The sequence below is a fragment of the Chromobacterium sp. CV08 genome, assembly GCF_051129845.1.
In the GTDB taxonomy this organism is placed as follows: domain Bacteria; phylum Pseudomonadota; class Gammaproteobacteria; order Burkholderiales; family Chromobacteriaceae; genus Chromobacterium.
In genome coordinates this window covers 3,231,002-3,244,756 of sequence record NZ_CP150453.1, presented here as the reverse complement: position 1 = coordinate 3,244,756, position 13,755 = coordinate 3,231,002, and the positions used below count along the sequence as shown (strand labels likewise).

Below are 13,755 nucleotides of genomic sequence, written 5' to 3'. Positions count from 1 at the left end.
GCCCGCTGAATGGTTCATACCATTCGATCAATATCTATCGGTAATCGCCATGAAAACAGCCCGCTGCCTGCCCCGTCTTTTTTCCCTGGTCCTGATGGCCGCCCTGTCGGCCTGCACCACCGCCGCGCCGCCTAAGCCGGCGATGGCGCCGATGTCGGCGAAGGATGCGGGCATGACGCCGTCGGGCGTCGGCTATGTCGGTTCCGGCGAGGACGGCAGCGTCGGCGAAGGCCAGGAGGTCAGGGTGGTGGTCAAGGAGGTCAGTCCGTTCCAGCCCATCATCGTCCGCGTCACCGGCACCGGTGCCGCGCCGTACACCAATAGCCTGACCCCGTCGCAGCGCAAGCTGCTGGCGATGCGGGCGGCGCGGCTGGACGCCTTCCGCGCGATCGCCGAACAGGTGCAGGGCATGAAGCTGGTCGGCAACAGCTCGGTATCGAACATGATCGCCAACAACGATAGCTTCCGCACCTATGTGGACGCCTATCTGCGCGGCGTCACCATCGTCTCCACCAGCATGAAGCCGGACGGCACCAGCGAGGCGGTGGCGGAGATCACGCTGGACCAGGAGTTCTACCGCCAGTTCCGCAATACGCTGGACAAGACCGGCAGCGTGATGCAGGCCTCCAAGGACGTGGGCACCGCCGGCGCGCTGTGTCCGGAAGGCAATTGCGGCGCCACCCGCGTGGTGCCGTCGACGGCGCCGGCGATGATGCCGACGGCCGCGCCGTCGTCGCGTTACAGCAGCAATTTCTACGTGAACCAGTAAATGGGGCGTTTCTCAGCGATTGCCGCCGCGGTTGCGGCGGCATTGTTTTTCAGCGGTCCGGCCGCCGCCGAGATACTGAACGCCGAGGGCGTGGCGCCGCTGGACAACGGCGCGGTCGCGGCGCGGGACATGGCGATCCGTGACGCCTTGAAGCTGCTGGCGATACGCAAGGGCGCCCGGATCGAGTCGGCCCAGGTGCTGGAGAACGGCGGCGCCGGCGAATCCGGCACGCTGACCGCGTCCGGTCCGGTGCAGGGCGCGGTCAAGGTGCTGAAAGAGTATCGGCAAGGCAATCTCTACCATGTGCAGATCTCGGTCGATACCGGCAATCCGGCCGCCGCCCCGGCCCGCAGCCGCGATCCGGCCTGCGCGATGCCGCCGGGCCGCTCGCTGCGGCGCCGGCTGGTCACCACCTACTTCAACGTCGACCGCCCGGCCGAGGCCTCCGATCTGAGCAGCCTGGCGACCGGGCTGCCGACCGAGCTGTCGCGCCGGCTGTCGCGCAATCCCATGCTGCTGGTGCGCGACGCCAACACCATCTCGGTGCTGGCCGACAGCCGCATCGCCGAGCCGTCCGCCGGCCGCGACATCGCCAGCCAGCTGGGCCTGCGCGAGGGCGTGCAATTCGTCGTGGCGGGCCGGGTGCTGTCCACCTCGGTCACCGACAAGAACACCCGCCCGTCGATCTACGAGTCGAACAACACCAGCCAGCAGAGCGCGATCTACAACGGGCCGTTCTCCGGCATGTTCGGCGGCGGCGTCAAGTACGCGCCGACCGAGCGCCAGTTCGACATGGAATTGTGGATCTACGACGGCCTGACCGGCTCGCTGCTGGCGAACGAGCGCGTCAGCGGCGAGGCCAAGGGCGAGGTGGTGCCCAAGCTGCCGAAGCCGTTCGCGTCGACAGCGTTCTGGGAAACCGATTACGGCAAGCTGGTGAACCGCTTGATGGACCAGGCCGCCCAGCGCGTCGACGACATCATTTCCTGCATCCCGTTCTCGGCCCGCGTGGTGAGGCTGGAGGGCAAGCGCGTCTACATCAACGCCGGTCTGCTCGACGGCATGGCGGTCGGCGACAAGCTGCTGCTGTACAAGCGTTCGTCGGGTCAGCCGGTGCGGGACCTGATCACCAGCCTGGATCTCGGGGTGCCGGAGAGCCTGAACGGCGACATCTCGCTGGTCCAGGTGCAGCCCAACTTCTCGATCGCCGTCGTGCAGAGCAATCGGCAGCCGGTGCGCGAGGGCGATTACGTCCGCTTCGTGCCCAGCAGCCGCTGAGACGGCGGCGTCTCAGGCAAAAGCCTGGCAGACATCCACCCATTCGCCGCCGGTGACTTCCCCAAGCTGCGCCGGACTGATGCGCACCGCGCTGTGCACCGCGCCGGCGGCCGGCAATACCTCGTCGAAAGCCCGGATGGACTGGTCCAGATAGACCGGCAGCTCGCGCGCGAGACCGAAGGGGCAGACGCCGCCGACCGGATGGCCGGTGATGGCTTCCACCTCCTCGGGCGGCAGCATCTTGCCCTTGCCGAAAGCGTCCTTGAACTTGCGGTTGTCGATGCGGGCGTCGCCGCGCGCCACCAGGATCACGTCGCGGCCGTCGGCGAGGCGGAAGGCCAGCGTCTTGGCGATGCGTCCCGGCTCGACGCCATGGGCGGCCGCGGCTTCCGCGACGGTGGCGGTGCTGACGTCCAGCTCGATGATGGCGATGTCCGCTTGGCGGGCGGCGAAGAAGGCTTTGACCGATTCCAGGCTCATCGGCGGTTCTCGTCGGGAATGATGGTCGGTCCATTATTGCCGATCAGAAGCCATGGCGCCAGATTCGGCGGGCGCGGGAAAAACGCCCCGGCGCAAGGTCTGCGCCGGCCGCTTTGGGCGCCCTGCATCCGGCAGAGATGGCCGATGCCGCAACAGGCTCTCAGGGCTGGCGGACGATCTCGGTCAGTTTGTCGGCGATGTCCTGCGAGGTGGCGGCCTGTTCCTCCGCTGCGTTGGCGATCTGCACGACGAAGTCGCGCATATTGTTGATCTCGCCGACTATGGTCGCCAGCGCCTGCTCGGCGCGCAGGAAGTCGCTCTCGGTGGCGTCGACCTGCTGGCGGCCCTGTTCGATGGCCTCGACATTCTGCTTCACCTCGTTCTGGATGTCGCGGATCATGTCGCCTATTTCCTGGGTGGCCTTGGTGGTGCGCTCGGCCAGCTTGCGCACCTCGTCGGCCACCACGGCGAAACCGCGGCCCATCTCGCCGGCGCGGGCGGCCTCGATGGCGGCGTTCAGCGCCAGCAGATTGGTCTGGTCGGCGATGTCCTTGATCACGCCGACGATCTGGCCTATGGTCTCCGAGCGCCGGCCCAGCGACTCCAGGCTGTCGGCGGTGCCGCGCACCATGCCGCCGACGTTCTTCATGCTGCCGCTGGTTTCGCTGACGATGGTCGCGCCCTTGCGGCCTTCGTCCAGCATCAGCTTCGCCGACTCCGACGCCGACGTGGTCTGCACCGCCACGTTCTGTATCGTGGCGCTCATCGCCTGCATGTTTTCCGACAATTCGTTGATGCGGGCCTCGAGGAATTCGCGGCGCTGGTTGCCTTCATCCTGCAGTTCCTGGGCGCGGATTTCGGCGGACACGTCCTGGAAGCTGGCCATGAAGCACAGCAGCTGGTCGGGATGGGCGGAGTCCCAGATCGGGAAGACCTTGGTCTTGAACATCACCTCGCCGACCGGGATCATCGCCGTGTGCTGTTCGATCTTGCGGCTGGCAAGATCGGCCAGGATGCGGCGATTGTGTTCCGGATCGCGGTGGAACTGGTGGATGCTGCGGCCGTCCGCCTGGTCGACGTCGACGCCGGGACGGAATTTCTGGTTCATCATCTCGCGGTGGTGCCGCAAGGCCTCGTGCGCCGTCTTGTTCATGTAGAAGATCACGTTGTCGCGGCTGGTGTCGCACAACATGATCAGATTGTCCGCATGATCGAGCACGCTTTCCAGCTGGCGCACCCGGCGCGCCGCCTCCTCGGCCTTGTCCGCCGTCTTTCCGAAACCAAACATTCCCATCTCCCGACTACGTGCTTCTACTGGATTCCTGCTGTTTGTGGTTTGGCTGATGCGTGCCGGGAATGCAAGCCCTTTGAGGACCGGGGAGCGAAATGAATCGATTTTTATTCTTTCAGCGGCAGTTGCAGGGTCTCCTTGACCTCCTCCATCACCACATAGCTTTTCGATTCCTTGGCCGACGGCAGCTGCAACAGGATGTCGCCGAGCAGCTTGCGGTACATCGACATGTCGGCGATGCGGGCCTTGATCAGGTAGTCGAAATCGCCGGACACCAGATGGCATTCCAGGATTTCCGGGATGCTCATGATCTCGCGGCGGAAGGCGTCGAAGATGTTGCCGGACTTGGCTTCCAGCTTGATCTCGACGAAGACCAGCAGCGCGCCGCCGAGCGCCTGCGGATTCAGGCGGGCGTAATAGCCCTCGATGATGCCGTCGCGCTCCATCCGGCGGACCCGTTCCGTGCACGGGGTGGTGGACAGGCCGACTTTCTCGGCCAGCTCGGTCATCGCGATGCGGCCGTTCTTCTGCAGGATGCGCAGTATTTTGCGGTCCATCTTGTCCAGCGCCTTGCCGGTGGTGGTGATTGTCTTCATGTTTTCACTGTCTTGATCATAAAAATACCATATCAATCTTTTGATTCTCGTCAATTTCAGTGAAAAAAACCAGAGGTCAATGAATATACTGGCGAAATTCACTAGGCGTAGCGACTGGGCTACAAACGGAGACGGAATCATGAAGGTAATCGTGCTGGGTGGCGGCGTTCTGGGCGTGTCCACCGCGTGGTATCTGGCCAAGGCGGGCTGCCAGGTGACGGTGCTGGAACGTCAGGACGGCGTGGCGCTGGAGACCAGCTTCGGCAACGCCGGCCAGATCTCGCCGGGCTACTCGGCGCCGTGGGCCGCGCCCGGCATTCCGTTGAAGGGCCTGAAGTGGATGTTCCAGCGCCACGCGCCGCTGGCCATCACGCCGGACGGCAGCCTGTACCAGCTGCAGTGGATCGCCAAAATGCTGGCCAACTGCAACGAGAAGGCCTACGCCGTCAACAAGGGCCGCATGATGCGGCTGGCCGAATACAGCCGCGACAAGATCAAGGAATTGCGCGCCGAGACCGGCCTGCAGTACGAAGGGCGCCAGGGCGGTACGCTGCAACTGTTGCGCAGTCAGGCCCAGGTAGACGGCATGGCCAAGGACATCGCCGTGCTGCGCGAATGCGGCGTCGATTTCAATGTGCTGGACCCGGACGGCTGCGCCCGCGTCGAGCCGGCGCTGGCGGCGGTCAAGCACAAGCTGGCCGGCGGCCTGCAGCTGCCCAATGACGAAACCGGCGATTGCAATCTGTTCACCAGCCGTCTGGCCGAACTGGCGCGCGAGAAGGGCGTGGCGTTCCGCTTCGGCGTCACCGTCGACGCGATCGAGAGCGACGGCAAGCGCATCACCGGCGTCCGCGTCGGCGAAGAGACGCTGCGCGCCGACCACTACGTGGTGGCGATGGGCAGTTACTCGCGCGATCTGGTCAAGGCGCTGGGCATAGACATCCCGGTCTACCCGGTCAAGGGCTACTCGCTGACGGTGCCGATCACCAATCCGGCCGGCGCGCCGACTTCGACGATACTGGACGAGACCTACAAGGTGGCGATCACCCGTTTCGACAACCGCATCCGCGTCGGCGGCATGGCCGAGCTGTCCGGCTACAATCTGGGACTGAACCCGCGCCGCCGCGAAACGCTGGAAATGGTGGTCGGCGATCTGTATCCGAACGGCGGCGACATCAAGGCGGCCTCGTTCTGGACCGGCCTGCGTCCGATGACGCCGGACGGCACGCCCATCGTCGGCGGCACCCGCTACGCCAACCTGTCGCTGAACACCGGCCACGGCACGCTGGGCTGGACCATGTGCGCCGGCTCCGGCAAGGTGCTGGCCGACCTGATCACCGGCGCCAAGCCGGAAATCAGCGTCGACGGCCTGTCGATGCAGCGTTACGCCAAGCAAGGCGAGACCCTGGTGGTGCCGGTGATCCGTCCGGCGGTGCAAGGGGCCTGAGGCATGCGTCCGTTGATCGCGACGATACGGCTGGACCATCTGCGCCACAATTACCTGCTGGCGCGCGCCGCCCACGGCGACAAGACGCTGGCGGTGCTGAAGGCCAACGCCTACGGCCACGGCGCCGTGCGCTGCGCGCGCGCGCTGGCCGATCTCGCCGACGGTTTCGCCGTCGCCTGCCTGGAGGAGGCGCTGGAGCTGCGCGCCGCCGGCATCGCCCAACCGATCCTGCTGCTTGAGGGGGTGTTCGAAGCCGAGGAACTGCAGGCGGTGGACGAGCACGGCCTGTGGCTGGCCGTCACCGGCGAGGAGCAGCTGCGCATGATCGAACAATCGAGTCCGTCCCGCCCGTTCGATGTCTGGCTGATGCTGGATTCCGGCATGCACCGCGAGGGCTTCCTGCCGGGAGACTACCATGCGGCCTGGCACAGGCTGGCAGCCAGCGGCAAGGCGGGCAGCATCACCAAGATGACGCACTTCGCCCGCGCCGACGAGCCTGAAATCCCGATGACTTTCGCCCAGCTGGAGGCTTTCGACGCCGCGGTGAAGGGCCTGCCGGCCGGCGACGAGTCGGTCGCCAACTCGGCCGGCATCCTGTGCCACCCGCGCGCCCAGCGCAACTGGGGCCGCGTCGGCATCGCGCTGTACGGCGTGACGCCGCTGCCGGCCGGTTTCGGACAGGGCGACGCGCTGCGTCCGGTGATGCGGTTTTCCAGCAAGGTGTTCGGCGTGCGCGAGCTGGCCGCCGGCGAGCCGATAGGCTACGGCGACAACTATGTCACCGAGCGGCCGACCCGTGTCGGCCTGGTGGCCTGCGGCTATGCCGACGGTTATCCGCGCCGGGCGTCCACCGGCAGCCCGGTGCTGGTGGACGGCCGTCGCACGCGCTTGATCGGCCGGGTGTCGATGGACATGTTGACGGTGGATCTGAGCGATCTGCCCGAGGCCGGCATCGGCAGCGAGGTGGAGCTGTGGGGCGACGCGATATCGGTCAACGAGGTGGCGGCCCATGCCGGCACGATAGGCTACGAGCCGTTGTGCAACGTCAAGCGCGCGCGTTTCGACTACCGCTGAGCGCGGACTCGCGCGGCGGACGACAGGCCCGGCATCGCCGGGCCTTTGTTTTGCCCATGGCCACGGGACTTGGGCCGGTCTATCCAAATGTGCTTTAATCTGCCGCGCTTATTGACTCAATCCGCCGATGGCCGGCCGACGCGCCGCGCGATAGAACCACGATGAAACATCTTTCCATTGCGGCATTGGCTGCCTTGGCGCTGGCGCCGTGCGGCCGGGCCGAACCGCCGCCGCCTGAGCTGCTCGGCGGCGGCGACGCCCGCCGCCAGTTGCAGGACAGCGACCGGCGCTTCGACGAACTGATCCGCCAGCAGAAGCTGCGCCAGATCGAGAGCGGGCCGAGCGTCGCGCCCGCCGAGGCGCCGCCGCCGCTGTCCGGCGCGGCCTGCCTGCCGGTGACGGGCTTGCGGCTGGCCGGCATCACGCTGCTGAGCCGCGCCGAGGTGGCGGCGCTGGGCCTGCCGCGCGGCGATTGCCTGGACGTGGCCGAACTGAACCGCTTCAGCCGCGCGCTGACCGCGCTGTATCTGAGCCGCGGCTATATCGCGGCGCGGGTGCTGGCCCGCGGGCCGGACGCGCGCGGCGTGCTGACGCTGCAGGTGGCCGAGGGCAGGGTGGCGGCGATCCGCGCCGACGACGCCGCGCCGCGTCCCGGCAATCTATTCCCCGGCATGGCCGGCGCGCCGCTGAGCGTCCGCGATCTGGACCAGGGCCTGGATCAGGCCAATCGGCTGCGCTCCAACCACGTCACGGTGGACGTGCTGCCCGGGGACGCGGCCGGCGACTCCATCCTGCAACTGCACAATCAGCCGGATCCTCGCTTTTCCGGCGCGCTGTCGCTGGACAATGCCGGACGCGCAGGCACCGGCCGGACCCAGGCAGGCGCCAGCCTGAACTGGGACAACGCCGCCGGCTGGTCCGACTTTCTCAGCCTGTCGGCGCAGACCACCACCGACAAGCCGTCGCTGCGGCACAGCCGCAGCGAATCGCTGTTCTACTCGCTGCCTTACGGCTACTGGACCTTCAGCGCCTTCGCCAGCCGCGCCGACTATCTGAATCCGCAGCGGCTGCAGTTCGGCACGATCGAGCTGTCCGGCAACACCGCCCAAGGCGGCGTCCGGCTGGACAGGGTGCTGGCGCGCGACCAGGGCCATATCCTGAGCGCCGAGCTGCAACTGACGCAGAAACGGGTGCGCAACTATTTCCAGGACGCCCAACTGGCGATCAGCAGCCCCAGCCTGACGGTGCTGGAAGGCGGGCTGTCGCAGATGCTGATCCTGCCCGGCGGGCTGCTGCAACTGGACGGCAATCTGCAGCGCGGTACCCGCTGGCTGGGCGCCGACGCTCAGGACGGCCGTTTTCCCGGCCTGCCGAATCCGCAATTCCTCAAACTGAAGCTGGCCGTCAGCTGGTATGGCGCGCTGCGCCTGCCGGGCGGACCGTACCAGCTGCAGAGCTCGCTGGCAGGGCAGGCCAGCCGCGACCCGCTGCCGGGCGTCGAACAGCTGGACGTCGCCGACGCCGGCGCGGTGCGCGGCTTCCGCAACAACTCGCTGGCGGCGGAAACCGGCTGGTACTGGCGCAACACGCTGTCGAAACGTCTGCAGTACGGCGGCTTCAGCGTGACGCCGCGCTTGGGGCTGGACGGCGGCCGCGCGCTGATGCGCGGCGGCGGCGAGACCTGGCAGGACATCGCCGGCGCCGACGTCGGCGTCGCGCTGGCGCGCGGCGGCCTGACGCTGGACCTCGACTACAGCCGGCCGTTGCGCCGGCCCTCGGGCTGGGTGCCGGAGGGCCGCATCCTGTTCGCCCGCTTGAACTGGCAGTGGTGAGCGCTGTGTTGTAAATGAAACGAAAATAAAATTCACATCATTGTAAAAATGCATTTCAATTGAATTGATTTAAAAAAAGCCTTAGATTCCAAATCAAACAATTGTTTGAATAGGCCGCGACCGATAACGCGGCACACGATGTTGGATTCGAGGGCAATGATGATGAAAAAAACAAGGTTCGGCCTGTCGACGACGGGCAGGGTGGCGGCGGCGCTGACGCTGGCTTTCGTGGTGGCCGAGGCGGCCTCGGCCGGCGGCATCGCGGCCGCAGGCGGCAGCGGCGCGCAGCCGCAGATATCCACCGCCGGCAACGGCGCCCAGGTGATCAACATCGTCGCGCCGACGGCGGCCGGCGTGTCGGTCAACCAGTACCAGGATTTCAACGTCGGCAAACCCGGCGCGGTGTTCAACAACGCGCTGCAGGCCGGCCAGTCCCAGCTGGCGGGCCAGCTCGGCGCCAATGCCCAGCTCGGCGGCAATCAGGCCAGCGTGATCCTGAACGAAGTGGTCAGCCGCAATCCCTCGCTGCTCCTGGGCAAGCAGGAAGTGTTCGGCAAGGCCGCAGACTACGTGCTGGCCAACCCGAACGGCATCGCCTGCGACGGCTGCGGCTTCATCAACATTCCCCGCGCCTCGCTGCTGGTGGGCACGGCCAATCTGCAGGACGGCGCCATCGCCTCGCTGCAGGCCGCCAATAACGGCAACGCGCTGAGCATTTCCGGCGGCGGCGCCTCCGGCGTCAATGTGCTGGACCTGATCGCCCCGCGGCTGGACGTCCGCGCCAATGTCTCCGCCGCCGACGCCATCCGCGTCCGCGCCGGCTTCAACACCGTAGACTACGCCGGCGGCCAGGTGACGGCCACCGCCCGGACGCCGGATGGCGTCGGCAAGCTGGACAGCTATTTCCTCGGCGCCATGCAGGCCGGCCGCATCAATATCGTCAGCACCGCCGCGGGCGCCGGCGTCAATGTCGGCGGCAACCTGGCCGGCGGCGACGAACTGACCATCGGCTCGGCCGGCGCGCTTTCGGTTCAGGCCGCCCAGCTTAAGGGCAAACAGCTGGCGCTGAGCGGCGCCAGCGTCGACATCTCCGGCCGCGTCGACAGCGAAACCGGCAAGGACGGCAAGCACGACGAAAGCTGGTTCATCTGGAAGACCGGCGAGAGCAACAGCACGTCCAGCAAGACCGATGCCAGCGTCAAGCGCGCCTCGCTGCAGGGCGACAGCGTAACGGTCAGCGCCGGCGGCAACGCCCATGTCGGCGCCGCCGACATCCAGGGCCAGGACGTGCAGCTGTCCGGCGCCAGCGTCAATCTGGACGGCCAGCTGGCGCAAAGCGGCAGCAGCAGCAGCGACCACGCCTGGAAGAACGCCTGGGCGTACAACCAGGAACAGAACAGCACGACCCAGCAGCAGTCGGTGGCACGGATCAAGGCCGGCCGCGACGCGACCGTCGTCGCCACCGGCGGCGACATCGCCGTCGCCGGCGCCAGCGTGCAGGCCGGCAACAATCTGAAGCTGGGCGCGACCGGCGGCGTCCGGCTGTCGGCGCTGAGCGAGACCGACACCAGCAGCGACGTCGGCAACCGCAAGAACGACGGCGCGGCGCTGGAAACCGGCAGCTGGAACAACAGCAGCAGCCAGCAGCGTCTGGTGCAGGCGCAGCTGCGCGCCGGCAATGCGCTGGGGGTCAGCGCCAGCGGCGACATCGACGCCCAGGCGGGCGTGCTGCAAGCCGGCGGCGACGCCATCCTGTCGTCGCAGGGCAAGACCACGCTGGCCGCGCAGACCAGCGCCAACAGCAGCAGCACGCAGAACGGCAAGACCTACTGGGGCGGCATAGGCGGCGGCGGCAAGCAGAACAACAGCAGCAGCGCCACCGTCAACACCGGCAGCGCCGTCAATGCCGGCGGCAAGCTGTTCATCAACGGCGACGCCGGCATCGCCATCAACGGCAGCCAGGCCAAGGGCGCGCAGGGCGCGTACGCCAAGACCCGGTCCGGCGGCGTCGTCATCGACAGCGCGCTGGATCTGACCCAGACCCGCACCGACCAGCGCACCGGCACCGCCTTCAACATCACCAGCAGTTCCAGCAAGGGCAGCAGCAGCCAAGAGACCGCGGTCGGCTCGGCGCTGAAGTCCGACGCCGAGCTGCAGCTGATCTCCGCCGGCGACGTGGCGGTGACCGGCAGCCTGCTCAAGGCGGCGCAGGCGCTGAACATCCAGGCGGTCGGCGACATCAAGGTGGCCAGCCAGGCGGCCGAGACGCACAGCCAGTCCAGCGACACCCAGCTGGCGCTGCGCGGCGTCGGCGCCGAAACCGGCGACAAGCAGTACCGCGGCGGCGTGCGGCTGGAACATGACAGCACCGATCAACAGCTGGACCAGACCGCCCAGACCGGCTCGCAGCTGGCCGGCGGCAGCGTCAAGCTGGCGGCAGGCAACGATCTGACGCTGAGCGGCTCCAAGCTGGAAAGCGGCGGCGACGCCAGCCTGTCCGGCCAGAACGTCAGCCTGAACGCGGCGCAGGCCACCAGCCACAGCGACAAGGACAGCACCGTCAGCGGCGGCGGCCTCTATCTGACCGGCGGCCTGGACAAGACCGGCGCCGGCGTCGAATTCGGCCAGACCGGCAGCCGCACCGTCGTCGACGGCAGCGTCGCCCAGGTGAGCGCGGTCAAGGCCGGCGGCAAGCTGGACATCACCGCCGGCAACGGCATGGGCAGCGTGCAGAACCAGGGCAGCCAGATCCAGGCGGGCGGCGCGGTGAGCATCGCCGCCGGCGACGTCAGCAACCAGGCGGCGCTCAGCCAGCAGTCCACCCAGCAAAGCGGCAGCCATTGGGGCGTCGACGTCGGCGCCAATGTCGACTACAGCGGCCTGACCCGTCCGGTCGTCAACGCCGGCGCCAGCGTGGCCAAGGGCGACGTGTCCGGCGCGGCCGGACAGGCGGCGAACCTGGGCGCGGCCAATCTGGGCGTGGACGTCGCCGTCACCGGCGGCAGCTCGAAGTCGCAGAGCCAGAGCAGCACGGCGCAGGTCACCAGCATCGGGGGCGCCTCGGTCAATGTGGCCGCCGGCGGCGCGCTGAAGGACCAGGCGACCCAGTACCAGGCAAGCCAAGGCCAGGTGAGCATCAGCGCCGACAGCCAGCAGATGACGGCGGTGGCCAATACCCGGAGCCAGAGCAGCCAGGCGAGCGAAGGCGGCGCCACCGTGCGCGTCTATACGACCACCGGCGAGGACGTCAACGTCAAGGGCAGCGGCCAGGGCAGCTATAGCAGCAGCCAGAGCGCGTCCAGCACGGCGGTGACCGGCTCCATCGTGTCGGCCGGCGGCGTCAACGTGCAGGTCAACAACGACGCGTCCTACCAGGGCGCGAACATCAACGGCGGCAGCGGCCAGGCCAATGTGCAGGCCGGCGGCAAGCTGAGCCTGAGCCAGGCCGACAACACCGCCAGCAGCCAGCAGCGCAGCGTCGGCGTATCGGTCGGCATCGGCGTCAGCACCAGTCCGATAGACGGCGGCAGCAAGCTCGGCGGCAGCGGCAATCTGGCGGTGAACAGCCAGCAGAGCCAGACCGCCTCCAGCCAGGCCGCGGCCGGTTCGGTGCAGGCGGCCGGCGGCATCGCGCTGACGTCCGGCAACGGCCTGACCGTGCAGGGCGGCAGCCTCTCCGGCGGCGGCGACGTCAAGCTGCAGTCCGACGGCAAGGTCAGCCTGCAGGCCGCGACCGGCAGCGACAGCAAGACCGGCAACGGCTGGGGCTTCAGCGTCAACGCCGGCGGCAGCAACAGCAAGGGCAAGGACGCGTCGGGCCAGGGCTTCAATGTCGGCGGCGGTGTCCAGCTGTCCAGCCAGAACGAGTCCAGCGCCACCCAAGCCGGCACGCAGGCGACGGCGGGCGGCACGCTGAGCGTCGGCGCCGGCGCCACCGGCAACAACGCCGTGTCCGTACAGGGCGGCCAGCTGTCCGGCAAGACGGTGGAGCTGACGGCCGACAACGGCGGCATCAGCCTACAATCGGCTCAGAACGGCAGCCAGCGCAATGACTGGAGCGCCGGCGTCAATCTGGGCGGCGGCGCCAACAGCAGCGCGGCCAAGGACGCGAGCGGCCAGGCCAAGGCCGACGGCGCCGGCAAGACCTATCAGGTGGGCGGCGGCTTCGACGTCAAGGTCGATCAGCAGGACAAGCTCGCCAATGCCAACGCCACGGTCAAGGCCGACCAGGTCAAGGTCAAGGCCGACGGCCAGCTGACGCTGGCCGGCGCCGACATCAACGGCGGCAAGGTGGACGGCAGCGTCGGCGGCAATGTCGTCGTGCAGAGCCAGCAGGACCGCAACAACGGCAGCCATGTCGACGTGGGCCTGAACGTCAGCCGTTCCGACGCCAAGAACCCCAGCGTCGTCGATCAGGCCGCCGGCCTGGCCGGTCCGCTGGCCGGCGCGGCGAAGGACAAGGCGACCGAGGCGGTCAACGCCGCGGCCGACAAGCTGCAGGGCGCCCAAGCGGCCGGCGACGCCAAGCCTGGGCTGATCGACGGCGCGCGGCAGCAGGCCGGCGCCACGCTGAAGGACAAGCTGCTGAATCCGCAGGACAAGGGCACCCAGCTGTCCGGCGTCATCGACGTGGCCGTCAAGAAGGATGACAGCGTCGGCAGCGCCAGCGCCATCAACGGCGACGGCGGCGTCAATCTGTCCGTGGGCGGCAAGGTGCAGCTGGTCGGCGGCCAGATCGCTTCCGGCGGCGGCAAGGTGAATCTGGGCGATGCCAAGGTGGACGCCAGCGACATCCGGACCCATACCCAGTCCGACAGCGGCGGCGTCAAGCTGGACGGCTCGCCGGCGGCCATCGTGCAGCAGGCGGCGCAGGACATCGGGGCCGGCAAGATGCCGCTGATCCATGTCGAGCGCAACGGCCAGGACCAGACGGTGGCGGGCGCGGTGAAGTCGGGAGGCTGAGCGCGGAAAAGGACGGCAGGCTTGGC

Annotated in this window: 9 protein-coding genes; 6 read left to right on the top strand and 3 right to left on the bottom strand. The window is 67.9% G+C overall.

Annotated features, from left to right (window positions below):
- The first annotated feature begins 49 nt into the window (after positions 1–49).
- Together WNM05_RS15095 and WNM05_RS15090 are read left to right on the top strand one after the other, a co-directional pair.
- Positions 50–769, top strand: coding sequence for an LPP20 family lipoprotein (locus WNM05_RS15095; RefSeq protein ID WP_434628230.1), 720 nt, complete (start codon positions 50–52; stop codon positions 767–769).
- A gap of 42 nt (positions 770–811) precedes the next feature.
- Complete coding sequence (locus WNM05_RS15090) at positions 812–2,047, top strand: flagellar assembly protein T N-terminal domain-containing protein (protein WP_434628227.1); 1,236 nt, start codon at positions 812–814, stop codon at positions 2,045–2,047.
- A 12-nt stretch (positions 2,048–2,059) separates the two neighbouring features.
- On the opposite strand, the gene WNM05_RS15085 is transcribed toward WNM05_RS15090, so the two are convergent.
- The 3 genes from WNM05_RS15085 to WNM05_RS15075 form a co-directional block, all read right to left on the bottom strand.
- Positions 2,060–2,527 (bottom strand): YbaK/EbsC family protein, encoded by a 468-nt coding sequence (locus tag WNM05_RS15085; protein WP_434628224.1) that lies wholly within the window; start codon positions 2,525–2,527, stop codon positions 2,060–2,062.
- A gap of 160 nt (positions 2,528–2,687) precedes the next feature.
- Positions 2,688–3,815, bottom strand: coding sequence for a methyl-accepting chemotaxis protein (locus tag WNM05_RS15080; protein WP_434628221.1), 1,128 nt, complete (start codon positions 3,813–3,815; stop codon positions 2,688–2,690).
- A gap of 110 nt (positions 3,816–3,925) precedes the next feature.
- A complete protein-coding gene (locus tag WNM05_RS15075; RefSeq protein WP_434628218.1) occupies positions 3,926–4,414 on the bottom strand; it encodes a winged helix-turn-helix transcriptional regulator in 489 nt (162 codons plus the stop codon).
- A 139-nt stretch (positions 4,415–4,553) separates the two neighbouring features.
- On the opposite strand from WNM05_RS15075, the gene WNM05_RS15070 reads away from it, so the two are divergent.
- The 4 genes from WNM05_RS15070 to WNM05_RS15055 all read left to right on the top strand — a co-directional run bounded on the left by WNM05_RS15070 (position 4,554) and on the right by WNM05_RS15055 (position 13,729).
- Entirely contained in the window at positions 4,554–5,861 is a 1,308-nt protein-coding gene (locus WNM05_RS15070) for a D-amino acid dehydrogenase (RefSeq protein ID WP_434628215.1), read from the top strand.
- Positions 5,862–5,864: 3 nt separating this feature from the next.
- A complete protein-coding gene (alr, locus tag WNM05_RS15065; RefSeq protein ID WP_434628212.1) occupies positions 5,865–6,935 on the top strand; it encodes an alanine racemase in 1,071 nt (356 codons plus the stop codon).
- A 161-nt stretch (positions 6,936–7,096) separates the two neighbouring features.
- Complete coding sequence (locus WNM05_RS15060) at positions 7,097–8,767, top strand: ShlB/FhaC/HecB family hemolysin secretion/activation protein (RefSeq protein WP_434628209.1); 1,671 nt, start codon at positions 7,097–7,099, stop codon at positions 8,765–8,767.
- Positions 8,768–8,929: 162 nt separating this feature from the next.
- Complete coding sequence (locus WNM05_RS15055) at positions 8,930–13,729, top strand: hemagglutinin repeat-containing protein (protein ID WP_434628206.1); 4,800 nt, start codon at positions 8,930–8,932, stop codon at positions 13,727–13,729.
- The last annotated feature ends 26 nt before the right edge of the window (positions 13,730–13,755 follow it).

Bases quoted from the DNA above. Each gene is read 5' to 3' on its own strand.
- WNM05_RS15095 (WP_434628230.1), top strand. From the start codon at position 50: ATGAAAACAGCCCGCTGCCTGCCCCGTCTTTTTTCCCTGGTCCTGATG.
- WNM05_RS15085 (WP_434628224.1), bottom strand. From the start codon at position 2,527: ATGAGCCTGGAATCGGTCAAAGCCTTCTTCGCCGCCCGCCAAGCGGAC.
- WNM05_RS15080 (WP_434628221.1), bottom strand. From the start codon at position 3,815: ATGTTTGGTTTCGGAAAGACGGCGGACAAGGCCGAGGAGGCGGCGCGC.
- WNM05_RS15075 (WP_434628218.1), bottom strand. From the start codon at position 4,414: ATGAAGACAATCACCACCACCGGCAAGGCGCTGGACAAGATGGACCGC.
- WNM05_RS15070 (WP_434628215.1), top strand. From the start codon at position 4,554: ATGAAGGTAATCGTGCTGGGTGGCGGCGTTCTGGGCGTGTCCACCGCG.
- alr (WP_434628212.1), top strand. From the start codon at position 5,865: ATGCGTCCGTTGATCGCGACGATACGGCTGGACCATCTGCGCCACAAT.
- WNM05_RS15060 (WP_434628209.1), top strand. From the start codon at position 7,097: ATGAAACATCTTTCCATTGCGGCATTGGCTGCCTTGGCGCTGGCGCCG.
- WNM05_RS15055 (WP_434628206.1), top strand. From the start codon at position 8,930: ATGAAAAAAACAAGGTTCGGCCTGTCGACGACGGGCAGGGTGGCGGCG.